The organism is Leisingera sp. M658, from assembly GCF_025144145.1.
GTDB lineage: Bacteria > Pseudomonadota > Alphaproteobacteria > Rhodobacterales > Rhodobacteraceae > Leisingera.
Genome location: NZ_CP083546.1, coordinates 3,130,519 through 3,155,596, shown reverse-complemented (window position 1 = coordinate 3,155,596; position 25,078 = coordinate 3,130,519). Strand labels below are relative to the sequence as shown.

At 61.3% G+C, this 25,078-nt stretch carries 22 protein-coding genes, 1 tRNA gene and 4 pseudogenes; 15 read left to right on the top strand and 12 right to left on the bottom strand.

Annotated features, from left to right (window positions below; all coding sequences use genetic code 11):
- Positions 1–3: 3 nt before the first annotated feature.
- The 6 genes and pseudogenes from doeA to K3724_RS15610 form a co-directional block, all read left to right on the top strand.
- The gene (gene doeA / locus K3724_RS15635; protein ID WP_259986823.1) at positions 4–1,191 is read left to right on the top strand and encodes an ectoine hydrolase DoeA; all 1,188 of its coding nucleotides are present in this window, start codon (positions 4–6) and stop codon (positions 1,189–1,191) included.
- 3 nt (positions 1,192–1,194) lie between these two features.
- Positions 1,195–2,187 (top strand): N(2)-acetyl-L-2,4-diaminobutanoate deacetylase DoeB, encoded by a 993-nt coding sequence (gene doeB / locus K3724_RS15630; RefSeq protein ID WP_259986815.1) that lies wholly within the window; start codon positions 1,195–1,197, stop codon positions 2,185–2,187.
- 12 nt (positions 2,188–2,199) lie between these two features.
- Positions 2,200–2,679 carry an Lrp/AsnC family transcriptional regulator gene (locus K3724_RS15625; RefSeq protein WP_259986806.1) on the top strand — a complete coding sequence of 160 codons (480 nt, stop codon included), beginning with the start codon at positions 2,200–2,202 and terminating at the stop codon, positions 2,677–2,679.
- A 114-nt stretch (positions 2,680–2,793) separates the two neighbouring features.
- A complete protein-coding gene (locus tag K3724_RS15620; protein WP_259986804.1) occupies positions 2,794–4,269 on the top strand; it encodes an NAD-dependent succinate-semialdehyde dehydrogenase in 1,476 nt (491 codons plus the stop codon).
- Positions 4,270–4,297: 28 nt separating this feature from the next.
- A complete protein-coding gene (locus K3724_RS15615; RefSeq protein WP_259986802.1) occupies positions 4,298–5,671 on the top strand; it encodes an aspartate aminotransferase family protein in 1,374 nt (457 codons plus the stop codon).
- Between the two features lie 341 nt (positions 5,672–6,012).
- Positions 6,013–6,324, top strand: a pseudogene (locus K3724_RS15610) (transposase); the annotation flags it as partial.
- Here K3724_RS15610 and K3724_RS15605 read toward each other — a convergent pair.
- Positions 6,319–6,443 (bottom strand): annotated as a pseudogene (locus tag K3724_RS15605) (IS5/IS1182 family transposase); the annotation flags it as partial. The pseudogenes K3724_RS15610 and K3724_RS15605 overlap by 6 nt on opposite strands.
- A gap of 99 nt (positions 6,444–6,542) precedes the next feature.
- A pseudogene (locus tag K3724_RS15600) lies at positions 6,543–6,754 on the bottom strand (tyrosine-type recombinase/integrase); the annotation flags it as partial.
- Between the two features lie 238 nt (positions 6,755–6,992).
- Here K3724_RS15600 and K3724_RS15595 point away from each other — a divergent pair.
- Positions 6,993–7,417 (top strand): annotated as a pseudogene (locus K3724_RS15595) (transposase); the annotation flags it as partial.
- Positions 7,418–7,481: 64 nt separating this feature from the next.
- A complete protein-coding gene (locus K3724_RS15590) occupies positions 7,482–7,856 on the top strand; it encodes an HNH endonuclease (RefSeq protein ID WP_259986800.1) in 375 nt (124 codons plus the stop codon).
- Positions 7,857–8,019: 163 nt separating this feature from the next.
- On the opposite strand, the gene K3724_RS15585 is transcribed toward K3724_RS15590, so the two are convergent.
- From K3724_RS15585 to K3724_RS15560, 6 genes are all read right to left on the bottom strand, one after another.
- Positions 8,020–8,094: transfer RNA gene (locus K3724_RS15585), tRNA-Gln, on the bottom strand.
- A 299-nt stretch (positions 8,095–8,393) separates the two neighbouring features.
- Positions 8,394–10,325, bottom strand: a complete 1,932-nt coding sequence (locus K3724_RS15580; protein ID WP_259986799.1) for an acyl CoA:acetate/3-ketoacid CoA transferase — start codon at positions 10,323–10,325, stop codon at positions 8,394–8,396.
- 240 nt (positions 10,326–10,565) lie between these two features.
- Positions 10,566–12,650 carry a peroxidase family protein gene (locus K3724_RS15575; protein ID WP_259986797.1) on the bottom strand — a complete coding sequence of 695 codons (2,085 nt, stop codon included), beginning with the start codon at positions 12,648–12,650 and terminating at the stop codon, positions 10,566–10,568.
- Positions 12,651–12,886: 236 nt separating this feature from the next.
- On the bottom strand, positions 12,887–15,262 hold the full coding sequence (locus K3724_RS15570) for a response regulator (RefSeq protein WP_259986796.1): 2,376 nt from the start codon (positions 15,260–15,262) through the stop codon (positions 12,887–12,889).
- A 25-nt stretch (positions 15,263–15,287) separates the two neighbouring features.
- Entirely contained in the window at positions 15,288–16,289 is a 1,002-nt protein-coding gene (locus K3724_RS15565) for a cytochrome-c peroxidase (RefSeq protein WP_259986787.1), read from the bottom strand.
- A gap of 107 nt (positions 16,290–16,396) precedes the next feature.
- A complete protein-coding gene (locus K3724_RS15560) occupies positions 16,397–17,605 on the bottom strand; it encodes an NnrS family protein (protein WP_259986777.1) in 1,209 nt (402 codons plus the stop codon).
- 241 nt (positions 17,606–17,846) lie between these two features.
- On the opposite strand from K3724_RS15560, the gene K3724_RS15555 reads away from it, so the two are divergent.
- Complete coding sequence (locus K3724_RS15555) at positions 17,847–18,542, top strand: Crp/Fnr family transcriptional regulator (protein WP_259986772.1); 696 nt, start codon at positions 17,847–17,849, stop codon at positions 18,540–18,542.
- 231 nt (positions 18,543–18,773) lie between these two features.
- Here K3724_RS15555 and K3724_RS15550 read toward each other — a convergent pair whose 3' ends face one another.
- The 4 genes from K3724_RS15550 to K3724_RS15535 form a co-directional block, all read right to left on the bottom strand.
- On the bottom strand, positions 18,774–18,968 hold the full coding sequence (locus K3724_RS15550; RefSeq protein WP_259986771.1) for a hypothetical protein: 195 nt from the start codon (positions 18,966–18,968) through the stop codon (positions 18,774–18,776).
- Between the two features lie 111 nt (positions 18,969–19,079).
- Positions 19,080–19,310, bottom strand: a complete 231-nt coding sequence (locus K3724_RS15545; protein ID WP_259986770.1) for a DUF982 domain-containing protein — start codon at positions 19,308–19,310, stop codon at positions 19,080–19,082.
- A 143-nt stretch (positions 19,311–19,453) separates the two neighbouring features.
- Entirely contained in the window at positions 19,454–19,660 is a 207-nt protein-coding gene (locus tag K3724_RS15540) for a cold-shock protein (RefSeq protein WP_129371830.1), read from the bottom strand.
- Positions 19,661–19,836: 176 nt separating this feature from the next.
- Positions 19,837–20,049, bottom strand: coding sequence for a hypothetical protein (locus K3724_RS15535; protein WP_259986769.1), 213 nt, complete (start codon positions 20,047–20,049; stop codon positions 19,837–19,839).
- A gap of 124 nt (positions 20,050–20,173) precedes the next feature.
- Here K3724_RS15535 and K3724_RS15530 point away from each other — a divergent pair, with 124 nt between their 5' ends.
- The 6 genes from K3724_RS15530 to K3724_RS15505 are packed head-to-tail and all read left to right on the top strand — an operon-like array spanning position 20,174 to position 25,058.
- Entirely contained in the window at positions 20,174–20,626 is a 453-nt protein-coding gene (locus K3724_RS15530; protein ID WP_129371828.1) for a cytochrome c, read from the top strand.
- A 12-nt stretch (positions 20,627–20,638) separates the two neighbouring features.
- Positions 20,639–21,982 (top strand): cbb3-type cytochrome c oxidase subunit I, encoded by a 1,344-nt coding sequence (locus tag K3724_RS15525; RefSeq protein WP_259986768.1) that lies wholly within the window; start codon positions 20,639–20,641, stop codon positions 21,980–21,982.
- A 3-nt stretch (positions 21,983–21,985) separates the two neighbouring features.
- On the top strand, positions 21,986–22,780 hold the full coding sequence (locus K3724_RS15520) for a CbbQ/NirQ/NorQ/GpvN family protein (RefSeq protein WP_129371826.1): 795 nt from the start codon (positions 21,986–21,988) through the stop codon (positions 22,778–22,780).
- 4 nt (positions 22,781–22,784) lie between these two features.
- Entirely contained in the window at positions 22,785–24,662 is a 1,878-nt protein-coding gene (locus tag K3724_RS15515; RefSeq protein ID WP_259986767.1) for a nitric oxide reductase activation protein NorD, read from the top strand.
- 1 nt (position 24,663) lies between these two features.
- On the top strand, positions 24,664–24,837 hold the full coding sequence (locus tag K3724_RS15510) for a hypothetical protein (RefSeq protein ID WP_259986766.1): 174 nt from the start codon (positions 24,664–24,666) through the stop codon (positions 24,835–24,837).
- Positions 24,834–25,058 (top strand): NnrT protein, encoded by a 225-nt coding sequence (locus tag K3724_RS15505; protein ID WP_259986765.1) that lies wholly within the window; start codon positions 24,834–24,836, stop codon positions 25,056–25,058. The genes K3724_RS15510 and K3724_RS15505 overlap by 4 nt, the downstream gene beginning before the upstream one ends.
- The last annotated feature ends 20 nt before the right edge of the window (positions 25,059–25,078 follow it).

Here is a 25,078-nt window from a genome sequence, read left to right as displayed (position 1 = left end):
CATATGGCAGACCCCAAGCTGTATTTCTCCCGCTCTGAATACCAGGCGCGTATCGACAAAACCCGGTCCGGGATGGCCCGCCGCGGCATCGACCTTCTGATCGTTACCGATCCCTCGAACATGAACTGGCTGACCGGCTATGACGGCTGGTCCTTCTATGTCCATCAATGCGTTGTGCTGGGCCTTGAGGGTGAGCCGCTCTGGTACGGCCGCGGGCAGGATGCCAATGGCGCCTTGCGCACCTGCTTCATGGAACCCGCCAGTATCATTGGCTATCCGGACCATTACGTGCAATCGACTGACCGCCACCCGATGGATTACCTGTCGGCGCAGCTGGCGGACCGCGGGCTGGATGGTGGCACTATCGGCGTTGAAATGGACAACTACTATTTTACCGCAGCGGCCTATGCCTCGCTGCAGGCGCATCTGCCGAATGCCCGTTTTGCCAACACCAACGCGCTGGTCAACTGGCAGCGGGCGGTGAAATCCGAGGCTGAACTCACCTATATGCGCCAGGCCGGCAAGATCGTTGAGCGCATGCATCAGCGGATCTTTGAGCGTGTCGAGCCAGGGATGCGCAAATGCGATCTGGTGGCAGATATCTATGACGCCGCCCTGCGTTATGACGAGGGTCTGGGCTTTGGCGGCGACTATCCCGCCATTGTGCCGCTGCTGCCGTCAGGACCGGATGCAGCCGCGCCGCATCTGACCTGGGACGATCTGCCGATGAAATCCGGCGAGGGGACTTTCTTTGAAATCGCAGGCGTTGTGCACCGCTACCACTGCCCGTTGTCGCGCACGGTGTTCCTAGGCAAGCCGACACAGACCTTTCTTGATGCAGAAAAGGCAGTGCTGGAAGGCATGGAGGCGGGTCTGGAAATGGCAAAAACCGGCAACACTTGCGAGGACATTGCCAAGGCGTTCTTCAAGGTGCTGAAGAAGTACGGCATCGAAAAAGACAACCGTACCGGCTATCCGATCGGCGTCAGCTACCCGCCGGACTGGGGCGAGCGCACCATGTCGCTGCGTCCGGGCGACACCACCGTTCTGGAAGAAAATATGACCTTCCACTTCATGACCGGCCTCTGGATGGAGGACTGGGGTTTTGAGATCACTGAAAGCATCCGCATCGGGGCAAACAGGCCGGAGTGCCTGTCGGATGTGCCGCGCAAGATGTTCGTGAAGGACTGATCCATGAAGGCAAACCCGATTTCCCCTACCATCGCGCTGGATCAGGACGGCGTGCATCATGGATTCCTGAAACTGCCCTACAGCCGGGATGACTCGGCCTGGGGGTCAGTGATGATCCCGCTGACGGTGATCAAGAACGGCGACGGCCCGACCGCGCTGCTGACCGGCGCCAACCACGGCGACGAATACGAAGGCCCGATTGCCCTGCATGAGCTGGCTGCCACCACGGCGGCAGAGGATGTGACCGGGCGGCTGATCATTGTGCCGGCCTTCAACTATCCGGCATTCCGGGCCGGCACCCGCACCTCGCCCATCGACAAGGGCAATATGAACCGGTCGTTCCCGGGCCGCCCTGACGGCACTGTAACCGAGAAGATCGCCGATTATTTCCAGCGCACGCTTTTGCCGATGGCGGATCTGGCGGTGGATTTCCACTCCGGCGGCAAGACGCTGGATTTCGTGCCTTTTGCCGCGGCGCACATCCTGGAGGACAAGGCTGCGCAGGAGGCCTGCTTTGCCGCCATGAAGGCGTTCAACGCGCCTTATTCGGTGGAGCTTTTGGAGATTGACAGCGGCGGCATGTATGACACCGCGGTCGAGGAAATGGGCAAGGTTCTGGTCACCACGGAACTGGGCGGCGGCGGGTCTTCCTCCGCGCGCAGCAATGCCATTGCCAAGAAGGGGCTGCGCAATGTGCTGATCCACTTCGGCATCCTGCAGGGTGAGATGCAGCTGGATGAGACCGTGAACCTGACGATGCCGGATGACGATTGCTTCCTGTTCAGCGAGAGCGACGGTCTTTATGAGATGATGGCCGATCTGGGCGAAACGGTTGCCAAGGGTGATCTCGTGGCCCGTGTGTGGCCGCTCGACCGCACCGGGCAGCAGCCGGTAGAATACCGCGCCCGCCGCGCAGGGCTGGTGATCAGCCGCCATTTCCCCGGCCTGATCAAATCCGGTGACTGCGTGGCAGTTGTCGGCGTGGCCGGCGCCTGATAGGGCAAGCCTATGCAACTGGACCAGCGCGATCTCGACATTCTGCGCGTGCTCTCAACCGAGGGCCGCATCACCAAGGCCGCGCTGGCCGACCGGATCGGCCTGTCGCCGACCCCCTGCTGGGACCGGCTGAAAAAGCTGGAACAGGCCGGTCTGATCGAGGGCTACGGCGCCCGCATCAACCTCAAGAAACTGGCGCCGCATCTGACTGTGTTTGTCGCCGCTGAGATTGCTGACCACACCGCTGCCAGTTTCCGCGCGTTTGAAACGGCGATGCAGCGCTATGACGAGGTCATCGCCTGCTGGGCGCTGGCAGGCGGCTTTGACTATCTGCTGCAAATAGTTACCCGAGACATCGATGCTTACCAGCGGCTGATCGATGAGATGCTGGACGCCCGTATCGGCCTTAGCCGCTATTTCACCTATGTTGTGACCAAGCCGGTCAAAGGGGCCGGGGCGCCGCCTCTGGAAATACTGCTGGGGCAGGGGTGAACCCCGCACGAAAGCACCTGCCTGGCAGCTGTTTCCTCTGCAAGCCCGGCAAACTTCAGCCACTTCCTCTGCCGTGAACAAGCACACTCCTTTGCAAGACATGAGGAGGACATCATGACAGAGACCGCGCTCTCAGCCCGTGCCGAGATTGCCGACAAGGCCCTGGTGCGCTCATTTTCCTATATCGGCGGCAAATGGTGCGCCGCTGCCAATGGCGAAACCTTCCCGGTTTGCGATCCGGCGGATGGTGCAGAACTTGGCCATGTGGCCAGCCTGTCAGCAAAAGAATCCTCTGCCGCCGTGGACGCGGCTCAGGCCGCATTCGCCGCCTGGGCAGGTCTCCTGCCGCAGCAGCGCGCCGCCATCCTGCGGCGCTGGTATGAGTTGCAGCTGGAACACAAGGAAGATCTTGCCCGCATCATGGTGCTGGAACAAGGCAAGCCCCTCTCCGAGGCGCGCGGCGAGATAGACTATGGCGCTGCCTTTGTGGAATTCTACGCCGAAGAGGCCAAACGCCCCAACATCGAAGGTGTGACCAGCCATTTGCCCGACGCCGAAGTGGAACTGTGGCGTGAGCCGGTGGGCGTGGCGGCGCTGATCACGCCCTGGAACTTCCCCTCTGCCATGCTGACCCGCAAAGCAGCGGCGGCGCTGGCGGCGGGCTGCACCGTGGTGGCGCATCCTTCGGCTGAGACCCCGTTCAGCGCGCTGGCGCTGGCGGAGCTGGCCGAGCGTGCTGGCGTCCCTGCAGGCGTGTTCAACGTGGTAACTGGCCATGCCCCCACCATCGTTGAACCCTGGACCCGCGACACAAGGGTGCGGGCGCTATCCTTCACCGGCTCCACCAATATTGGCAAGCTTTTGTACCGCCAGTCGGCCGAAACTGTGAAACGGCTGGTGATGGAGCTGGGCGGCCATGCGCCGGTGATCGTCTTCAAAGGCTGTAATCTGGACAAGGCGGTGGAGGAAGCGATCAAGGCGAAATTCGCCACCTCCGGCCAGGACTGCCTGGGCGCCAACCGGATCTTTGTCGAGCGCCCCGTTTATGCAGAATTCTGCACCAGGTTCACCGAAGCTACCAAGGCGCTTACCATTGGCCGCGGCATGGAGGACTGCGATCTTGGTCCGTTGATGAATGAAAAGGCGGTGCAGAAGCAGGAAGAGCATGTGGCCGATGCGCTGGCCAAAGGCGCCAGGCTGGCCTGCGGCGGCAAGCGGCATTCGCTGGGACCATTATTTTACGAAGCAACAGTACTGAACGATGTTCCCGCAGATGCGCTGATCATGTCCGAGGAAACCTTCGGCCCCGTCGCCCCCATCTCGCCTTTTGATACCGAAGAAGAAGTGGTGACACGCGCCAACGACAGCGAATACGGGCTGGTGGCCTATCTCCACAGTCACGACCCGCGCCGGATCTACCGCCTCAGCCGGGCGCTGCAATACGGAATGGTGGCGGTAAACCGCACCAAAGTCACTGGCGCGCCCATTCCCTTTGGCGGCACCAAGCAATCCGGCCTCGGCCGCGAAGGCGCACGGCTGGGAATGGAGGAATTCACCGAGGTCAAATACATCTGTCGCGATTGGGCGTGAACCCCGCAGGCAAGAGAAAGGACGAACGATGCTGAAGAACGACCAACTCGACCAGTGGGACCGCGAGAATTTTTTCCACCCCTCGACCCATCTGGCCCAGCACGCCCGCGGGGAAAGCCCGAACCGGGTAATCAAGACCGCATCCGGAGTTTTCATCGAAGACCGCGACGGCAACAAACTGCTGGACGCCTTTGCCGGTCTCTACTGCGTGAACGTGGGCTATGGCCGCCAGGAAATCGCCGAAGCAATCGGGGACCAGGCCAAGGAGCTGGCCTATTACCATTCCTATGTTGGCCACGGTACCGAAGCCTCGATCACATTGTCCAAGATGATTCTGGACCGGGCGCCTGCGAACATGTCCAAGGTCTATTTCGGCCTCGGCGGTTCGGACGCCAATGAAACCAACGTCAAGCTGATCTGGTATTACAACAACATCCTGGGCCGCCCGGAGAAGAAAAAGATCATCTCCCGCTGGCGCGGCTATCACGGCTCGGGGCTGGTCACCGGCTCTTTGACCGGGCTGGAGCTGTTTCATAAGAAGTTCGACCTGCCAATTGAACAGGTGATCCACACCGAGGCGCCGTACTATTTCCGCCGCAACAACCTGGACCAGACCGAAGAACAGTTCACCGCCCATTGCGCCGCCGAACTGGAGGCACTGATCGAGCGTGAGGGGGCAGATACTATTGCTGCTTTCATCGGTGAGCCGGTTCTGGGCACCGGCGGCATCGTACCGCCGCCCGCAGGCTACTGGGCCGCCATTCAGGCGGTGCTCAAGAAGCACGACATCCTGCTGGTTGCTGATGAGGTTGTTACCGGCTTTGGCCGTCTTGGCAGCATGTTTGGTTCGGACCATTACGGTATCGAGGCTGACATCATCACCATCGCCAAGGGCCTCACTTCGGCTTATGCGCCGCTGTCCGGCTCCATCATTTCGGACAAGGTCTGGAAGGTGCTGGAACAGGGCACCGATGAAAACGGCCCGATCGGCCACGGCTGGACCTATTCGGCGCACCCGATCGGTGCGGCAGCGGGTGTTGCCAACCTCAGGCTGATCGATGAACTGAACCTGGTGCAGAACGCAGGCGAGGCCGGCGCCTATCTGAACGCCACCATGGCAGAGGCTCTGTCCGGTCACGCCAATGTGGGCGACGTGCGCGGCGAGGGGATGCTGTGTGCTGTGGAATTTGTGAAGGACAAGGACAGCCGCACGTTCTTTGATGCCGCAGACAAGATCGGACCGCAGATCTCGGCCAAGCTGCTGGAACAGGACAAGGTCATCGCCCGTGCCATGCCGCAGGGGGATATCCTGGGCTTTGCGCCGCCGTTCTGTCTCAGCCGTGCGGAAGCTGATCAGGTGGTGGCAGCGGCGCTGCGGGCTGTACAAGCCGTGTTGGGATGAAACTGCTTCCGAGCCTGCAGCAGCTCAAGCACGATAAATGGTTCGAATGCCCCATGTTTCTGTAACCATGGGATTTGCGGTGCTGGCTTCATCTGGTGAAAGGAGGTGGTGGCTCTGGCCGGATTGATGCAAATTCATCAGCCGGCTTGGTCGTATAGGTGGAGGCCATGTCCTTGACGGTCCATGCGGAGAAGTTGAGTTGATCGAATGAAGGGTATGAGCGCCGAAGTTCAAGAGACGTAGTTGCAGAACTCTGACATCTGAGGTTTCACATGCAGGAGCATTCAGAAGTCAGAGTTCTGCAGATTCACATCAGGAATCCATGCACTTACACGGCCCGCTTGAACAAACCATCCGCCTCCCGCTATCACACGACAAACCGGTCCAGCTGCAACGCCGCGTTGCGCAAGCAGGGCTCGCTGCTGATCCGGGTGGACTAGGGCATGACCTGGCGCACGCCGCAGAAACGCCGCTCAGGCCGCCCAGCGGTCTTTTCCGGCGCGGCGATCCGGTTTTGTCTGCTCATCAAAGTGCTGTTCAAACTGTCCTTGCGACAGACCGCCGGGATGGTGTCGAGCCCGCACCGGTTGGCAGGTCTGGATTGGCCCGTGGCCGGCTTCGCCACCTTTTACTGCAGGCAGAAGACACTGGCTTTCACAGACGGTATGCAGTTTGGTATTCATGCCACCATTGGTTCTGCGGATCAGGCGGCCACGCCCCCCTTTTTCGCGGCCATACTGGTCGCGGTGCGGTGTGCCTTGAGATAGGTCGTGTTCACTGCCGGGCAGGGCATGTGAAGCATGCCTGAGAGGAGGCGCTTCCACCGGCTGTAGAGCGTTCACCGGGCTTACGCCGCCGCGCTGGGGCGACGGTCTAGCAAGTGCGTCGCGAAGCTGTGGCGCAGCGTGTGCAAGGTGGCAGGCTTGCTGATCCCAGCCATGAGCTTGGCGGATGTGAAAGCTCGGTTCAACTGGCGCGATGAGATCGGATTGATCTTAGGCTATCCCAGGAATAGCCAGCCTTCGGGCCGTGCTTCTTTCAGTACTCCCGCAACAGGCCCAGCAGACCGGGTGACAGCATCACCTAGCGCCCCTCAGTCAGAGGTGCTGGCTGGGATGTTCGGCTGGCGTCAGTACTGCTCCCACCGCCAACTCCCGATGGCGCCGGGAGAAGTCATCCGTCCACTGCGCGGGTCATAGACGCAGAGGCGGGTGCAGTAGGTCGGAGCAGATGAGAGTGAGCCTCCCCCAAAGAAGTGGTCCGCCTGAGTCTCCCCCAAAGAAGTGGTCCGCCCCTATGATTAGGAAACGGAGGACCATAGATGGCGACCAAGAGGCCCAAGCCTGAAGAGATTGTCGTGAAGTTACGGCAGGTTGAAGTCTTGATGGGGCAAGGCATGCCCCGCATAGACGCGATCCGTCAGATCGGCGTTACGGAACAGACCTACTATCGCTGGAAGAAGAAGTACGGCGGAATGGGCACGGAACAGCTTAAAGAACTAAAGCGGCTGCAGAAGGAAAACGAGCGGCTTCGCCGGGCGGTTTCGGACCTGACACTGGACAAATTGATCCTGTCCGAGGCCGCAAAGGGAAACTTCTGAGCCCCTCCCGCCGCCGGTCCTGCATTGATCATGTGCGCAGCCAAATGAAGGTTTCCGAGCGTCGCGTTTGCCGCGTTCTGGGCCAGCACCGGTCCACACAGCGGCAATTGCCTCAAGGGCGTGCTGATGAGGAACGCCTGACTTCGAGCCGGTGCGCGTCAGCGACTATCTCGACCGTGGCGGTCCATTCGGAGAAGTGGAGATCATCGAATGAAGGATGTGTACTTCGAGCTTCAAGACGACAGCGAGCTTTGGCTGCTGGACGTCATCAACAATCACTACGAGGAGGCCCTTGCGAGGGCCAACTCCCTCCTAGCGCAGACGGTGGAAGACGAGAACGGATGCTGGGTAAAAGCCACTCAGGGACGGCCCAAGATGCGGTTCCGGGGGCGGCAGGTCGCGGCGGCGAGGTTCGTCTACTGTGTCGTCAACCGGGCGGTCATCGGGACGACGACGATGGTTCGGCATCGGTGCGGTAACGAACTGTGCTGTCGGCCAGAGCATCTGATCGAGGGGTCAGCGGCGGATAACAAGCGCGACGACTGGGATCATTGGGCGAACGGTGTGGACTTCAGCTTGCTCTAACCTGTGGCGGTGGCCTCCAGCGATCTACTGGGGGCCTCCCGATCCACTCCTAACACCCGTTCTGAAGCCGCCAGCAGCACGCAAACTAACTGGGGCCGAAAACGGGGGCAGTTCGGGGGTTACGGGTCCCTCGGGTGCCTTGGTTTGTTCAGTGAGAGGCCGATGGCTGGGGTGGTAGGATTCGAACCTACGATACACAGTACCAAAAACTGCTGCCTTACCACTTGGCTACACCCCATCGGTGAGGCGCTGTCTAAAGTTTGTTGCGGGGGGGTGCAAGAGGGTTTTTAAAAAAAATGCAGTTCCTGTCCCGCTCTCCTTGGAAAATCTGCATGGCCCCAAGCTTTCATCGGCTGGCGGCAACCCGATGCCCTTGGAAACCGTATTTAACTTAAGGGTTTACGGATCTTTTGCATGACATGTTTTGTGCGCCTGCCAAGTGCCGGAACGAACAGCCAGACCGGTTCTCCGGCGCGCGCGGACGGGTGCGGAAGGGGTGGCCAGCCCGATACGGGCTGGCGCGGGCTTGTGTCCGCTTCAGGACCCCCAAATGGCCTGATGCGCTTCTTCACCGCTCTCGAAAATATGCGGTTGCACGCTGCGGCTGGCGAGGGTGCCTTGCATCTTCAGGCGCATGAAGGCGCTGGTGGTGTAGTGGGCAATCGACGCGCTGTGGCGTTCCAGTGTCCGGCCGACCGATGCCGCATAGGCATCCTGCAGATCCTCGGCAATGCGGAAGCCGTTCTGGTTCATCACCATGTTCACATCCTGGCCGCTTTTGGCAAAGGCGTCCTGCAAGACCCGGGTCAGGTCCTCGATGTCGCGCTTCTTCTTGACGCTCCAGCCTTCGAGGTTGAGGAACATGGTGTGGCGCGCGGCATCATATGTGACCCGCTCTGACAGGTTCAGGTTCAGCAGGTCGTTCATCAGTCCCATCTGCTCATCCTTGAAAATGCGCGGGTCCATCTGGGTGACGTTTTCGATGATCGGCTTGAATTCCATCTGATCCAGGATATCGCACTGTAGGTCAATGCCGGGCGCAATCTCGATCAGTTCCAGCCCCTTGGGCGTCAGCTGCAGCACGCAGCGTTCGGTCACGTAAAGCACCGGCTGCGAGCGCTGCGAGGCGTAAGGGCCGGAGAAGGTGATCTGTTCGATCAGGCGCACGAACTTCTTGTTGCGGCCTTCCTGGACAATGCGCAGGTTGCCATCTTCGACAGCCACCTTCAGCCCGCCGGCGGTGAAGGTGCCGGCAAAGACCACGGCGCGGGAGTTCTGCGAGATGTTTATGAAGCCGCCGCAGCCGTTCAGCCTGCCGCCAAAGCGCGAGGCGTTGACGCTGCCCTCGGCGTCGCATTCCGCCATGCCGAGGCAGGTGAGGTCGAGGCCGCCGCCGTCGTAGAAATCGAACATCTGGTTCTGATCGATGATGGCATCGGCATTGGCTGAGGAGCCGAAGCTGGAACCGCCTGCAAGCACGCCGCCGACCGCGCCGGCTTCGGTTGTGAGGGTGATGTAAGGGGTGGCTTTTTCCTCGTTGGCGACGGCCGCGACCCCGTCGGGGGCGCCAACGCCCAGATTTACGGCACCGTTGGGCGGCAGTTCAAAGGCGGCGCGGCGGGCGATGATCTTGCGCTGATCCAGCGGCATCTTGGCGATGCCTTCGACCGGCACCCGGATCTCGCCGGACAGGGCAGGGTTATGCTGCACGCCATAATTCATCCGGTGCATGTCCGGATCATCGGCAACGCAGACACAGTCCACCAACAGGCCAGGGATCTTGACGTCCTTGGGCTTGATCGAGCCGTCCTCGACAATGCGCTCCACCTGGGCGATGACGATGCCGCCGTTGTTATGGGCGGCCATGGCCTGGGCCAGGCAGTCCAGCGTCAGCGCCTCACGCTCCATGCTGATGTTGCCAGAGCGGTCGGCGCTGGTGCCGCGAATAAAGGCGACGTCGATCTTGGTGGCCTTGTAGAACAGCCATTCCTCGCCATCGACTTTGTGGTAGCGGACGATGTCCTCCTCGGTCACTTTGTTGACCTTGCCGCCGCCATGGCGGGGATCGACATAGGTGTGCAGGCCGACCTTGGAGAACAGCCCGGGCTGGCCTGCGGCGCAGGCGCGGTAAAGCTGCGAGATCACCCCCTGCGGCAGGTTGTAACCGCAGATCTTGTTCTCTTGTGCGGCCTGCGCAACCTTGGGCATCCGCCCGAAGTTGCCGGCAATCACCCGGCGCAACAGGCCGTCATGGTGCAGCCGTCCGGTCCCCAAACCCTTGCTGTCGCCGGCGCCTGCGCACATGATCAGTGTGAGGTCACGGGGGACGCCTTCCTCGATGAACCGCTTTTCCAAGGCCGCGTGCAGCATTTCCGGGATGCAGCTTTGCACAAACCCGGTGGTGGTCACGACATCCCCGTCCCGGATCAGTGCCATGGCCTGTTCGGTGGTGGTTGTCTTGTCTTTCATGGCGGCGCGTCCTCCCCGATGCCTGTCGCCTTCCGCTTGGGCTATGCGGCCTTGCGGAAACTGATCGGGCATTCTAGCCGCGCGCCAGACGGTGCCTGTCCTTTGATTGCGTCAGCGGATGGGGGACATACGACATCACGCCCCGCGGGCCGGGGCAATGTTTCCGATCGGCGGCCGGCTGTTGCCGATGCGGCGGACGGCGTGTCTCATCCAGGTGGCCGTGCATCAGCCCAGTTGCGGTCAGAACAGGCTGTCGCCGGATTGGAACCAGTCGCCCATGCTGATGTCCTCCAGCAACACGGACCAGTTTGCACCATCCGAGAATTTCAGACCGCCTTCTGTGTCCTCAATAGACAATGAATGGCGCATTGGTCCTGTAACCTTGATTTCATCAAGGCCAAGTTCAAAATCCGTGATGGTGTCATCCCCATGGTGCCGGGTCCGGAACAGAAAACAGTCGCCGCCAGCGCCGCCGGTCAGCAAATCATCCCCGGTGCCGCCGGTCAGAGTGTCGGCATGCAGGCCGCCGTCAAGCGTGTCGTTGCCCTTGTTCCCGGACAGCCTGTCCATGCCGCGCCCGCCTGACAGGCTGTCGTTGTCCTGCCCCCCTGTGATATTATCCTTGCCAGTGCCGCCAAAGATGAAGTCTTCCCCGAATCCGCCATTCAAACGGTCCCGGCCAGCGCCGCCGTCCAGGCAATCGTCCCCCTGGTTGCCAGCAAGTGTGTCCTTGCCGCGCCCCCCCTGAAGGTCATCGCCGCCGGCCCGGCCAGCCAGGCTGTCTGCGCCATCGCTGCCGAACAGGAAATCGCGTCCGGCACCGCCTTCAAGGGTGTCATCGCCGATTGTGCCGGCAGCCCTATCCATCGCCGTAAAAATGTCCTTTTGAATGGCGCCGATATCAGTGTTGCGCAAAATGATTTCGGACAGGTTTGTGTCCCACAGCGCCTTCAACTCGCTGGTGGGAATACCTTCGCGTCCTTCACTCCAGAATGGATCCCCGCTGCGCAGGCGGGTGAACTGGTCCACCATCACCGTGGTAAAGGTTTCCCCAAGCAGCCCGCCGCCGGTCGGGTCTTCGGCCAGCCCGCCAACCCATGCATCGACCAGATCGGTCTCGCCATAGGCCTCTTCCAGCCTGGCTGCCAAACCGGCATCCTGTGTTATATCGGAAAAGTTTTCTGCCCTGCCAAGGCCAAGCGCTTCCCGCAGATCGTTATAGCTGGCAACCCCCAGATCGCGCCCGCGTTGAATGTTCAGCGCCGCCAGGTCAAGCCCGCCGGCGCCAGGCGGTCCGAACAGGAACGAGCGCACATCCTCGACCACCATTGTGTCAACGGCTTCGGACGCTTGGGTTGCCGCACCGCGCATGACGTTTTCGATCATATCCGGTTCCTTCAGCAGGTGCGGCTGAAAGAACGCGTCCCGCAACGCCAGCAGGCCGGCGGTTCCGTCAGCTGCTACCAGCTGCAGATTGGCCGGCAAAAGCGTATGCCCCAGCCGGAACACGGCGGTAGAAAACTCGATTGCAATGCCAGGGTTCACGTCAGGGTCATAGCCCTGATAGGCCCCAAGCGCGTCTTGGCCGATCAATAGGGGGAGAAACTCCTTGAAGGTGACACTCTGCACCAGCGCTTCGACCCTGGCGCGGGCGGCCTCAAACAACTGGTCATCTGTCAGATCGGGATCCCTTGCAGCCAGTTCCCCGACCAGCCGGTTGTGCTCGCGGGTGAAAACCGTGTGCATCGAGGACAGGGCCACATTTTCTGCGGCGCGGACGTCCCCGGTCAGGAAACCGTCGCCATCCCGGTCCAGATACCCGTCCTTGGTCATCCGCAGCCTGCCGCCTTCGTCCCGCATTGCTGCGACAGTTTCCACCGTCGAGCCATAGATCATGGAGGCATCGATAAATGCGGTGATCTCATTGAGGTACTCACCGTCCTGCTGTGCCACGCGGGTAAAGGGAATGACGGCGTCACCGGTGCCGAAAGGATCGAAAAACGGATCTCCCGCCGGGACTTCGATATCTGCCCCGGTCTCGCTTTCGGCCCCGGTCAGCGACAGGTCATGATCCAGAAACTGTCCCCAGATCCACAGGAAATCCGAGGCGCCTGCCGCATTTGCAGTGCTGCCGTCTTGTGCAGAAAGGATATTGGAAATCTCACGCGGGTTGGGCCGGTCTGCCCCGGCCATGCCGCCATCAGATGTCAGGCCGCTGGGCGCCAAATGCAGCAGACCTGTGCCAGTTGCCCCCCAAGTTGGATTTTCGGAATGTGCGGCATAGCCATCGGCGGGGCGTGCGGCCCCGATCTGTAAACTGGACATGTGATCCCCCAATCACTCATTAACCTTCACCAAAACTGCCATTGAGTGCGGCTCGCCATCCCCGTGCGAGCGGTGCCGGCAAACGCCTTCCCAGGTTCCGGAAATGCACTCAATCCGGGGCACAGACAGGCGCCCACTTTATCACGAATTAGTGTGATTTTGTGTATTGTCGTGATTTTCATGACGGATCAGCGCCATTGCGTCACAGGTAAAGCCAAAGGCCGGGACCCTGCGTGTCAGGCTTGCCGGGCCTGCAGCGTTGCATCAGTGGCAGACGGCGTATCAGTCCACTTGGCAATTTGTTCCAGCAGCAGCTGCTTGCGCATCGGCTTGGAAAGAAACTCAACCATGCCTGCGGCGCGGCAGGCCGCTTCGTCGGTGCTCAGCACATTGGCGGTCAGCGCAAGGACCGGGCAGGGCGCCCGGCCGTTCTCCTGCTCCCAGGCCCGCAGGCGCCGGGTGGCTTCAAGGCCATCCATCACCGGCATCGACATGTCCATCAGCACCAGATCGAAACGTTGTGCGATAAATGTATCCACGGCTTCTTGCCCATTGCTGCAAATGGTCAGCTGAATGCCGGTAGGGGCCAGCATTTTCTGCAAAACCAGTTGGTTGGTACGGTTGTCCTCTGCTGCCAGCAGGCGCAAGTGGCTGAATTGCCCGGCTGTCTGTCCGGCGCTTGGCAGCTCTGCGGCGGCCGGCAGAACACCAATGTTCAAGACCTCCTGCAGGGTCTGCAGTAGCAATTTGTTGCGTGCCGGTTTCATCAGCACACGCAATGTCTTGCATTCCTTCAGCACTTCATATTCGGCCAGCATCTGGCCGCCGGTGCAGAAAATGATCGGCATTTCCCTGCACCCTGGCAGACTGTGCAGGTTCCGGCACAGGCTTCTGGCTTGCTCCAGCGGCAGGCTGGTTTCAACCAGCACCAGATCCGGCTGCCGCTGTTCAGCAGCCATTGCGGCCACTTTTTCCAGCAGACCGTCCATGCCGTGAAGCGCGATTGTGTCTGCCCCCCAAAGAGCCAGCTGGCGCTGCCGCACGTCGCGGGCAAAGGCCAGATCCGCAGCCACAGCCACCAGTTTGCCCGCAAGCGGCCGGGAAAGGGCGGACGCCGGAGCCGCAACCGGCAGCGTCAGGCAAACAGTGAAGCAGGACCCGGTGCCGGCCTCAGAGTTCACATCAATCCGCCCGCCCATGGCCTGCGCCAGGCGCGACGAGATTGCCAGGCCCAGACCGGTGCCCTCAAATCGCCGGGCGGTGGTGCTTTCGACCTGCTCGAAAGCGTGAAAGATTTGGCCGATGCTGCCTTCGGGGATGCCGACCCCGGTATCACGTACATCGATGCACAGAGGAATAGCATGGCTGGCGTCGTAGTTCAGGGTGATGCTGATGTAACCTTCCAGAGTGAACTTTACCGCGTTGCCCACCAGGTTCATCAGAATCTGCCGCACCCGGCCGCTGTCGCCGGTAAAGACGGCAGGCGTGTTCTCCGGGATGTCGATACAGATCTCCAGCCCCTTGGCGGATGCGCTGGGCGACATCAGCGTGGCGACGTCATAAATCACATCGCGCAGGTTAAAGGGCTGCTCCAGCATCTGCTCTTTTCCGGCCTCCAGCTTGGAGAAATCGAGAATGTCGTTGACGATGCGCAACAGCGCCTCGGACGATGCCAGAATGGTGCCGGTGCAGGATTTCTGTTCAGATGTCAGGCTGGTTTCATTCAGCACTTCCGCCATCCCCAGAACCCCGTTGATAGGCGTGCGGATCTCGTGGCTCATGGTTGCCAGGAAGCGGGATTTGGTCTCGGTGGCAGCTTCAGCCCGGGCTTTTTCCTGCTGCAGCCGCTCGGCGATCCGCTTCTTTTCCTCCAGACTGGTTTCCAGCGTATTCAGCGCCGCAAATACGGCAGAAATCTCACTTGCTTCCTGTGAAGGCGCAAATTGCTCCCGGCTTGCCAGCCGCCGCAGCTTGGAAGCCGCCAATTGCATCGCGCCGGAGACGGCATGTGCTTTGCGAATGGCAAAAATCAGTGCTGCAAGCATAAGCAGTGCAGTGCCGGTCAGCCCCAGAACAAAAATACGGGACAACGCCCGGTTCGCCGCCGCAACGGCCTGTTCCGCATGCACAGCCGCCAGGCCGGTCACGGTGGCAGCTTGCCGGGTAACCGCCTCGCTGCTCATCATCAATGTGCTTAGAGTGGGAATGTCCTTTGCAGGTTTGATGCCCAAAAGCACAACCGCCAATTCGCACCACTCTGTCAGCGTATGATTCAGGGTTTCAGCCTCGGCCCGCAGCGGGCCAGGCAGCGGTTGCTTCAGCAAGGCGCTGAGATCGCGGTTGATTTCCTTGAGGTAAGATTGAAACTGGCTGGCCACTTCTTCCTGCGGGATCAGCCGCGTCATCGCCAGAACGTCTTGGGCATAAACTTCGGCGGCCGTGATGCCGGTGCTGACGCCGCTGGCGCGCCGGGTCACCTCAAGCGAGGCTTCCAGCACCGCATCTTTCCGGCTGGAGGCATACATCGCCATGCTGCCGATCAGCAGCGCCGCAAGCAGTGCCGCAACCGCAATCACCAGAACCGGCAGCACGGTGGAGCGTTTGATATTCATAAGCGGGGACCCTCAGCCATGCGCATCAGTTTGCCGGCAGAATAGGGGTTGGCACATTGGTATCGGTATCCGTCAGCGTCTGCAGAAAGGCGATCAGGTCGGTGATTTCCTCTTCGGTGGCTAAAAAACCTTCGATATCCGGCGTTCGGGTTGCCTTGGCGCCGCCGCCGCCGGCATAGTGGCGGACTACCTCGCGCAACGAGGTGAGCGAACCGTCGTGCATATACGGTGCCCGCAGAGCGATGTTGCGCAGTCCGGGGGTCTTGAAGCGGTAGTTCAGCTCCGGGTCCGGCGGTGTCAGGCCGCCGCCGCCAAGATCGGTTGTTTGAATTCCGATGTCATGCAGCTGGTTGTCCGTGAACATCCAGCCGGAATGACAGGACACGCAATTCGCCCGTCCGTTAAACAGTGCAAAGCCGCGTTTGGCGGCCTCCGGCACTGCAGCAGCATCCCCGCTTACCCAGCGGTCGAAACTGGCCACGCCGCTGACAATCGTGCGCTGGTAGGTGGCGAGTGCGGTTAGGACGGTCTCCTTGCTGATCCCCCGCCCGGGGAACAGACGCTCGAACCAGGTTTTGTATTCATGCACCGCAGTCAGGCGGGCTGTGATGCCGTCAAAGGTTGCGTTCATCTCATCCGGAGCGGTGATCGGCCCAATGGCCTGCGCTTCCAGGCTGTCCGCGCGCCCGTCCCAGAACAGCGGGGTGATCCAGGCCGCGTTCAGGAGTGTCGGCGCATGGCGGCGCACGGGTTTGTTTGCCGCGCCAATGGCTTTGGGAACCGGGGTTTCCCAGCCGAAAGAAGGGTTGTGGCAGCTTGAGCAGCTGATGTTTTGGCCGCCGGACAGGCGCGGATCAAAGAACAGCATCTTGCCTAAGGTGGCAATTTCACGGCTGTAGGGCGCAGCCTCTGGGAATGGCACGGCAGCGGGCCGCTTGAATGCTTCAAGCCCGGCGGGTTGCGCCAGGCTCTGGACGGCCCATAGCAGCAGCGGCACTACAGCAGCGGCAGCAGCTTTCCACTGCATTTAGGACCTCCCCACACTATCCAAAGCCTAGTTACCCGGAATATCACTCTCTGAGAAGGCCGTTAAATTTGCGTAAGCTTTGCCGTCTTTACGGCCTCATTTGTGCTCTAGGTCCGGTGCTCGGCCTGCGTTCCTGACACTTTCTTGGATCCCGCACGCCGGGTTGCCAGCCAAGGCCCGGTTTTCAGCACCATCAGCGCAAACCCAGCGGTCCATAAACCTCCGGAAACGGTGATGCCGGTCCAGCCCGCGGCCAGTTCAGTGCTGCCTGCAACCCGCAAAGCGGCAGACGCTATGACCAGCGCAAAGGCTGCGGTCAGAGCCGGGCCTGCAACCAGCGGCCGGCCGCTGTGGCCCATGGTGGCGCGCATCATGACGGCCAATGTCATGCCGCCAACGGCGCCGATACCCAGGATATGCGCGGCTGCGGCGGGTTCGAGCAAGCCAAATGGCACTGCCGCGGCGGCAATCAGCCCTACAGGCACCAGCGCATAGGCCGCATGCAGCATGAACAGCAGCGGCTCACCAAGGCTGGCCAGCCCGCACCAGCGTGCCAATCGCAATACGTGCAGCAGCCCGGCAGCCATTAACAGCACACCGCTGACGGCAGCCCAGGGCGCTGCGGTCCAGGCGAGCAAAGCGGCAGCACCCGACGCGAGGGTCACGGCATCGAATTTGCCGAATGGGACCGGCATCTTCTCTGCGCCGTGCTTGGCCAGCCAATTGCTGGTGAAACTGGGGATGATCCGCCCGCCGATCAGCATGATCAAAAAAATCAGCACGGCAATTCCCAAACGGCGCGAGATATCAGCCGCTCCCTCGGTCATCGCCTCAATATGGAAGCAGGCATTGGCCACCCCCAGCAGGGTGATCGGCACCAGCACCTTAAGATTGCGCCAGTTCTCACCCGCGATGATTTCGCGCGCGATCATCACAACCACAGCGGCCAGAAAGGCGCAGTCCGCAACCATCACCCCAAGCGCCGGCAGCCCCAGCCAGCCGGCAGCGGCGATCCGGCCCAGCAGCCAAAGGCCTGAAAGCAGCGCCAGCGGCCAGCCGCGCGCAGGCATCCGCCCGGTCCAGTTGGGCACGGCAGTGAACAGGAAACCCGCCACGACCGCCGCGCCGTAGCCAAAGATCATCTCATGAATGTGCCAGTCGGTTGGCAGAAACGGTCCGCTGTACTCCAGCGTGCCTTGCCAGATCAGCAGCCAGGCGGGGATCGCCAGCAGGGCAAACAGGCAGGCCCCAAGAAAGAACGGCCTGAAGCCAAAGGAAAAAAGGACGGGTCCAGAATAGTCGGTTCGCGCAGCCATTTCGGCCTCCAAGTGTCCAATCAAAGAAAGGCGGGCGGCACTGGTCAGGTGCCGCCCGCCGGTTCAGCGCAAGGGACGCAATCTTTCGCCGAACCCCGTGGATCAGCACCGGCGGGCAGGGAGGAGGGAGGCTCCCCCAATTCCGGGTTCCCGTTTTTCCCGCACGGTTGTTTCCTCTGGCGTCACTATGCGATAACGGCAGGGTCATCTCTTTGTCCTTCAGCAAACTTGCGGTGCATTCTTGTCCAAGCTCGACGAAAGCCTCCTGACCGGGCTGCCGCCCTTCAGCCTCCTGGAGCGCGGCCAGATCCGTGAGATCCTCAATCAAGCACTGCCCAAGCGCTATGACGAGGGCAATGAGGTTTTTCACGAAGGCCATGACGCCGACCGCTTCCACCTGCTGCTGGACGGCTACATCCGTGTTGTGAAAACCACCGAGGGCGGCGAGCAGATCATCGCGCTGCATATCTCGCCGGGCCAGCTGTTCGGCATTGCGCCCGCTCTGAACCGCGACACCTATCCGGCGACGGCTGTGGCGGCATCGGAATCGCTGGCGCTGTCCTGGCCGGTGCGGCTGTGGGGCGAGTTCACCGCCAAGTACCAGGGCTTTGCCACCGAGAGCTACAACACGCTGGGCCAGCGCCTAGGCGAGATGCAGACAAGGATCACCGAACTGGCGACGCAAGCGGTGGAGCAACGGGTGGCGGCGGCGCTGTTGCGGATGGTGACCCAGTCGGGCCGCAAGGTGGAGGAGGGGATCGAGATCGCTTTTCCAGTGACCCGCCGCAACATCTCCGAGATGACCGGCACCACGCTGCACACCGTCAGCCGCCTGCTGTCGGCCTGGGAGAAGGACGGCATTGTTCATTCCACCCGCAAGCATATCGTTGTCACCGACCCGCACCGGCTGGTGGTCCTGAGCGGCGCGCAGGGGTAGGGGCGGCTGAAAGACCGGGAAGTGTCCCGCTGGCAGCGCAGGTAACTTTTAGGGCAAGAGGCCGGAACGCCAAGCGGGGAAGGTTTCGTTGGTGCGCAGGTAAACTGCACCCAGAAACTGCACAGGCCATTCGCTGCGATTGCCGCCCTGGCCGGCCTGTGGGCGGGCTATGCCCAGTGTTCAGACGGCACGAGGTTCAGCAGGCACGAGCCTTCTTGACCGGTGTCTTTATTATTGAGTGTCTTCGGGCTGCTGACTACCGTGCTCATATTGAAGCCGGGTCCGTTTAAGACGCTCAATTTTTCTGCGCCGAAGCTCGTTTTCGTCGTCGAGGATTTCACGCGCTGCACGTGACGTCTTTTCGATCGCTGTTTCCTTGCGGGATAATCCGGCCAGGCCCAGCCCCTCGATTTTCAGCTTAGTCATGTTGTCACTCTTACTGGTTTGATTTCGGGGCAGGGTTTACACTCGCGGGCGAACGCTCAGCTTTGGCTGTTTCTCTGCTGCGGCAGGAACCGATGCGTGAGGCGCGGCGATCTAAGCAGCAGCAAGGGTTTCCGGGTGAAACCCAGCTGTATCAACTGCAGAGAGGAAAGCTGCGCGTGCGGCGTCGACGGGGGCGAGACAGTCCATGACGGCATCAATTTTCTCAAGCGCGATGTTTCTGTTTTGATCAGAAACCGGCCAGGCTTTCTGCAGCCAGAAGTGGGCTTGTTCAATCGTCGAGATTTTTTGTGTCCGGCCTTCCGAGGGCAGGAAAATGGTCATGGGAGAACCCCAAGAGATTTCTATCAAGTTTGTTCTTTCGGTAATTTTTGGAAGAGAACCGCATCTGCAGGTTAAACAGGGCAGATGCAGGAAACGGGGGCATCGCAAGAATGCTCCCGTCAATAGTTCATGCCTGCAAAGGCTTACGCAAGCGCAAGATTGCTGGCGGACTCACGTCCGTCGCGGCCGCTTTCGATGTCGAAAGTCACGGCTTGGCCATCGTCAAGCTGCTGGATGCCAGCGCGTTCCAAAGCGGAAATGTGGACAAAGATGTCCCGCGATCCCTGCTCGGGCGCGATGAAACCAAAACCTTTTTGCGAGTTGAACCATTTCACGGTGCCATTGGCCATCGTGTCGTCTCCTTGATAAATGCCATCCGCAACACGCGATAGCCCGGCCCAGTGTCGACATAGGAACAACTGGGGCCGTTAGGAAACAGAAGGTCTAAGAAGAAGCTTTGCTGGACCGAGATGGGGTATGCGATGCATGATTGCAAGAGAGCAGCAGCAATATCTTGAAAATAGTTTTATTTGGCCTGCACCAGCCCCCGCAATTGCTCGCGAAAACCCATCTCCTCCAGCCCGTATTCCTCACAGGCGTCGATCAGTGTGTGAAAGGGGGCGATCGGGCAGCCGGGGCAGATCATCTGGCGGCGCATGAACTCAGCCGCGCAGGCGGGCCAGTGATGAAACAGGTCTGACAGGGGCAATTCCGGGTTGTCGAAATCGGGGCGTCGCATGGCGTGTCCTCCTTTTCTTGCATCTTGCGTGCAGCAATGGGTCCGGTCTTTGCGCTTTAACAACATACGCGGCGGTGCGCGGGTTTAGGCAGACCCTATCCGCAACTGTACTCAGGACCGCGATATGTCAGAGATACTTACTAAGTCGCGGGCCAGGAACGTGTTCTACGGGGGCTCCTTGTTCTTCGTTGTCGTGTTCGTGGCCATGACCGCGCACAGCCACCGCTACATCGTCAAGACCTCCACTGCTGGCATGGAACTAACCGACGCGGTGCGGCTGGGCAAACACGTGTGGGAGCGTCACTCCTGCATCAATTGCCACACCCTGCATGGCGAGGGCGCCTATTTCGCCCCTGAAGTCGGCAACGTGATGACCCGCTGGGGCGTGCTGGACGAACCCGAGGACGCCTATGAAATGCTGAATGGCTGGATGGAAGCCCAGCCGTCCGGTGTCGAGGGCCGCCGCCAAATGCCGCATTTCGAGATCACCGAGGAAGAAATGCGCGGCCTTTCTGAATTCCTGCGCTGGGCGGATCAGACCGATACCCAGAACTGGCCTCCGAATGACGCGGGCTGAGGGAGAAAAACAATGAAGTATCAATCACAAAAGGTGGCCTATGCCTATTTCATGGTGGCAATGGGCCTGTTTGCAATCCAGGTCCTTGGCGGGCTTCTGGCCGGCTGGATCTATGTCTGGCCCAACACGCTGAGCGAGCTGCTCCCCTTCAACATCGTGCGGATGCTGCACACCAACGCGCTGATTGTCTGGCTGCTGCTGGGCTTTTTCGGTGCCGCCTATTACCTGATCCCCGAGGAATCCGAACGTGAGATTTTCTCGGTCAAACTCGCCTATATCCAGCTGGCCATTCTGGTTGTTGGCACACTGGGCGCGGTCGGATCTTACCTCGTCGGCATCCACGGCGGGCGGGAGTTCCTGGAACAGCCCCTGTGGGTCAAGTTCGGCATTCTGGTTGCGGCGGTGATCTTCCTTGTGAATATCTCCCTGACCGTGCTGGCGGGCCGCAAAACCGCGATCACCAACATCCTGCTGATGGGCCTGTGGCTGCTGTCGCTGTTGTGGATCTTTGCCTTTATCAACCCGGACAACCTCAGCCTTGATAAAATGTACTGGTGGTTTGTTGTGCACCTGTGGGTGGAAGCCACCTGGGAGCTGGTGATGGCCGCGATCCTTGGCTACCTGATGCTGAAACTGACCGGTGTGGACCGCGAAGTGGTGGAGAAATGGCTCTATGTCATCGTTGCCCTGGCGCTGTTCTCCGGCATCCTCGGCACGGGCCACCATTTCCTCTGGATCGGCACACCGGGTTACTGGCAGTGGGTCGGCTCGATCTTCTCGACCCTCGAAGTGATCCCGTTCTTCGCAATGATGAGCTTTGCCTTTGTCATGGTCTGGAAGGGCCGCAAGAACCACCCGAATAAGGCCGCGCTGCTGTGGTCGCTGGGTGCTTCGACCGTGGCTTTCTTTGGCGCCGGCGTCTGGGGTTTCCTGCACACGCTGCACGGGGTGAACTACTATACCCATGGCACCCAGATCACCGCCGCCCACGGACACCTCGCGTTTTACGGCGCCTATGTGGCGATGAACCTGGCGATGTTCACCTATGCAATGCCGCATCTGCGCAACCGCGATCCCTATAACCAGGTGCTGAACATGGCGTCCTTCTGGCTGATGACCGGCGGCATGGCCTTTATGACCTTTGTGCTGACCTTTGCCGGCACCATCCAGACCCACATGCAGCGCATCGTCGGCGACTATTACATGGATGTGCAGGACCAGCTGGGGCTGTTCTACCTGATGCGCCTCGGCTCTGGCGTCGTGGTGGTCCTGGGCGCGCTCCTGTTCATCTACGCAACCGTGGTGGTCCGCCGCGAAGTCATCAAACCCGGCCCCGCGGCCGTACCGGGAGAGTAAGCCATGAACGCGATGAACATGCCTTCCGTGCCCTTCTACCGTCCCGCAGGCGATGAATGCACCGTCTTCGAGATGGCCCAAGCCAACGGTCTGCCCCTTCTTCTGAAGGGGCCCACCGGCTGCGGCAAGACACGGTTCGTGGAACATATGGCAGCCCGTCTGGGCCTGCCGTTGCACACCGTTGCCTGCCATGACGACCTGTCCGCCGCCGATCTGATCGGGCGCTACCTGCTGAAGGGCGGGGAAACCGTCTGGGTGGACGGGCCGCTGACCCGCGCCGTGCGCGAGGGCGGCATCTGCTATCTGGATGAAGTGGTTGAAGCGCGCAAAGACGTGGCCGTGGTGCTGCACCCTTTGACCGACGACCGCCGCCGCCTGGTGATTGACCGCACGGGCGAGGAACTGTCAGCCCCCAAACCCTTTATGCTGGTCGCCAGCTACAACCCCGGCTACCAGAACATCCTGAAAAAGCTGAAACCTTCGACCCGGCAGCGGTTCCTGTCGATCAGCTTCGACTTCCCCGAAGCCACTGCCGAAACCGCCGTGGTTGCGTCTGAAAGCGGGTTGGACGCGGACCGCTCTGCCGCGCTGGTGCGGCTGGCGGGCCATATCCGCAAGTTGTCGGGCATGGATCTGGAGGAAGGGGTCTCCACACGCCTGCTGATCTATGCCGCGACGCTGATTGCCAAAGGCATGAGCGTGGAGCGCGCGGTGGAGGCCGCCATCATCGAACCCCTCAGCGACGAGGCAGACGTGAGCCAAGCGCTGCGCGACCTCGCCGCCAGCGTCTACGGGTGATGCCATGATCCACGCTCTCGACCTTCTGGAACCCGAAGAGACGGTTGGCAACCTGTGGCACGGCATGGCCACACGGATCGGCGCCGCCGGGGACGAAGCGGAACACACCGTCCGGTTTGAGGACATGCGCGCCAGCCTGGCAGCGCTGTTCCGGGCGCTGGGCGGGGCCGGGGGCGTGGAAATCCAACCGGCGCCCTCGGTTCTGTCGGACCACCGTCCGGACCGGCTGCGCCGCATCGGCACTCCGCGGGAGATGACGCATATGGCCAGCTTCGACGGCGAGCGCCTGCGCCTGCCGCCGGAAATGGCTGCCTTCCCCAGCCGCGCGCTGAACCGCAAGGCTTATCTGTGGCTGGCGGCGATGGCCGCCACGATAGACCTGCCGGAACGCAACGAGGACCGCTACCAGGCCGACCAGCTGGAGATCGCGGCCAATGCCCGCGCGGCCGATCAGGTGTTTGCCGCCTGTCCAGGGCTGCGGTCGGCCTATGGCGCGTTCTGCGCCCATATTGCCGAAACCCGCAAGCGCAGCGGCCTGCCGCGGTCCGAGGCCCGGATTGAGCGGATGGTGCTGGATCAGATCGGCTCGGATTGCCGGATCGCCGAACCCTGCACTTGCACCGAACCGCGCGGCTACCGGACCTATCAGCCGGTGCCGTTCTGGCTGCGCCTGCCAGTGCCGCAGGCGGGCAGGGGGGCAGCGCCTGAGGCGGAAGAGATGAAAACCCCCGGCCTCGCGGTGTCCACGCGCAAAACGGCCAAGCGCCAGGATCAGGACCAGACCACCCGCAAGGACAGTTTCATCGTCCACCGGTTTGAATCCATCCTGTCCTGGGCCGAAAGCCTGAACATCAACCGGATGGTGGATGATGACGACAACGAGAATGCCCAAAAAGCGGCAGAGGATCAGGACAACCTCACCCTCTCGCAGCATATGAAACGCGCGGCCTCGCGGTTGCGGATCTCGCTGGACCTGTCGCCGCAGGACGCCGAACACGAACGGCTGGCGGGGCAGTTCACCTATCCTGAATGGAACCATCGCTTGGGTAAACACATGCCCGATCACACCCGTGTGCTGGAGGCCGAGGGCAAGCCCGCTGACAGCTTCCAGCCTGACCCCAAACTTGTCGCCCGCGTGCGCCGCCAGTTCGCGCCGTTGCACCCGCGCCGGGTGATGCTGCCCCGGCAATTGGACGGCGATGAGCTGGACCTTGAGGCGGTGGTGAAATCCCACGTCGACCTCGCCTGCGGCCAGCAGGGCAGCGACCGGGTCTGGCAGGCCAGCCGCCCGATGGCGCGCGACCTGAGCGTGGCGGTGCTGATGGACTGCTCGCGATCCACCGAGGCCACCGTCGGCGACCGCCCGGTGATTGAGACGGCGCGGGAATCCCTTGCTGCCCTGGCAGGCGGTATTGCCACTGCGGGCGACCGGCTGGGCATCTGGGGGTTTTCCTCCCTGCGCCGTGACCGGGTGTTCCTGACCCGCGCCAAGGGTTTTGAGGATCCGATGTCCGAGGCGGTAACCGCCCGCATCGGCGGCTTCAAACCCGGTCACTACACAAGGCTCGGCGCCGCCATCCGCCATGCCTCCGCCCAATTGGCCGAAGAAGGCGCCGAACGCCGTCTGCTGCTGGTAATAACCGACGGCAAGCCCAACGACCTGGACCACTACGAAGGCGTGCACGGCATCGATGACAGCCGCATGGCGGTGCGCGAGGCCCGCGCCTTGGGCCAGTCGGTGCATGGCGTGGTGATCGACGCTGACGGGCAGGACTGGTTTGCCCGCATCTTTGGCCGCGCCGGTTTCACCCTGCTGCCCGACCCGGCCCGGCTGCCGCGCGCCTTGCCGGAAATCTATCAATCCCTGACCATGGAGCACTGAGATGAAACGCTTCTTTGCCCTCGCCCTGCTGGCCCCTTCCGGCGCCTTTGCCGCCGGTTTCGAGCGCCCGATCCCGCAGCCGCAGACAGAAATGGCGGAATTCTGGTTCCTGGCCGCTTCCATCGCACTGATCATCAGCCTTGGCGTGGTGCAATACCTAGTGAGCCGGCGATGACACCGCAGCCCTCCTGGCGCCTGCTGGCAGCGCTTTACCCGTTCGGCTCGGGTGCTGCGGCAGTCAACATCTTCTTTGCCTCGCTGATAGGCAGCTGGATCGGCTGGCGGGTGTTCAGCCCCTATGAAGCGGTGGGCTGGGGGCTGCTGCTGGGCCTGCCCGCCACATTTATCTTCGCCCGCCACATTGCCCGCCTGATGCAACAGGCTGATAAGGGCTAAACAGCATCATCCCACGTAAA

Bases quoted from the DNA above. Each gene is read 5' to 3' on its own strand.
- K3724_RS15515 (WP_259986767.1), top strand. From the start codon at position 22,785: ATGATCCACGCTCTCGACCTTCTGGAACCCGAAGAGACGGTTGGCAAC.
- K3724_RS15545 (WP_259986770.1), bottom strand. From the start codon at position 19,310: ATGACCATTTTCCTGCCCTCGGAAGGCCGGACACAAAAAATCTCGACG.
- K3724_RS15530 (WP_129371828.1), top strand. From the start codon at position 20,174: ATGTCAGAGATACTTACTAAGTCGCGGGCCAGGAACGTGTTCTACGGG.
- K3724_RS15615 (WP_259986802.1), top strand. From the start codon at position 4,298: ATGCTGAAGAACGACCAACTCGACCAGTGGGACCGCGAGAATTTTTTC.
- K3724_RS15525 (WP_259986768.1), top strand. From the start codon at position 20,639: ATGAAGTATCAATCACAAAAGGTGGCCTATGCCTATTTCATGGTGGCA.
- K3724_RS15505 (WP_259986765.1), top strand. From the start codon at position 24,834: ATGACACCGCAGCCCTCCTGGCGCCTGCTGGCAGCGCTTTACCCGTTC.
- doeA (WP_259986823.1), top strand. From the start codon at position 4: ATGGCAGACCCCAAGCTGTATTTCTCCCGCTCTGAATACCAGGCGCGT.
- K3724_RS15570 (WP_259986796.1), bottom strand. From the start codon at position 15,262: ATGAATATCAAACGCTCCACCGTGCTGCCGGTTCTGGTGATTGCGGTT.
- K3724_RS15580 (WP_259986799.1), bottom strand. From the start codon at position 10,325: ATGAAAGACAAGACAACCACCACCGAACAGGCCATGGCACTGATCCGG.
- K3724_RS15560 (WP_259986777.1), bottom strand. From the start codon at position 17,605: ATGGCTGCGCGAACCGACTATTCTGGACCCGTCCTTTTTTCCTTTGGC.
- K3724_RS15550 (WP_259986771.1), bottom strand. From the start codon at position 18,968: ATGACTAAGCTGAAAATCGAGGGGCTGGGCCTGGCCGGATTATCCCGC.
- K3724_RS15565 (WP_259986787.1), bottom strand. From the start codon at position 16,289: ATGCAGTGGAAAGCTGCTGCCGCTGCTGTAGTGCCGCTGCTGCTATGG.
- K3724_RS15540 (WP_129371830.1), bottom strand. From the start codon at position 19,660: ATGGCCAATGGCACCGTGAAATGGTTCAACTCGCAAAAAGGTTTTGGT.
- K3724_RS15520 (WP_129371826.1), top strand. From the start codon at position 21,986: ATGAACGCGATGAACATGCCTTCCGTGCCCTTCTACCGTCCCGCAGGC.
- K3724_RS15575 (WP_259986797.1), bottom strand. From the start codon at position 12,650: ATGTCCAGTTTACAGATCGGGGCCGCACGCCCCGCCGATGGCTATGCC.
- K3724_RS15510 (WP_259986766.1), top strand. From the start codon at position 24,664: ATGAAACGCTTCTTTGCCCTCGCCCTGCTGGCCCCTTCCGGCGCCTTT.
- K3724_RS15590 (WP_259986800.1), top strand. From the start codon at position 7,482: ATGAAGGATGTGTACTTCGAGCTTCAAGACGACAGCGAGCTTTGGCTG.
- doeB (WP_259986815.1), top strand. From the start codon at position 1,195: ATGAAGGCAAACCCGATTTCCCCTACCATCGCGCTGGATCAGGACGGC.
- K3724_RS15625 (WP_259986806.1), top strand. From the start codon at position 2,200: ATGCAACTGGACCAGCGCGATCTCGACATTCTGCGCGTGCTCTCAACC.
- K3724_RS15535 (WP_259986769.1), bottom strand. From the start codon at position 20,049: ATGCGACGCCCCGATTTCGACAACCCGGAATTGCCCCTGTCAGACCTG.
- K3724_RS15620 (WP_259986804.1), top strand. From the start codon at position 2,794: ATGACAGAGACCGCGCTCTCAGCCCGTGCCGAGATTGCCGACAAGGCC.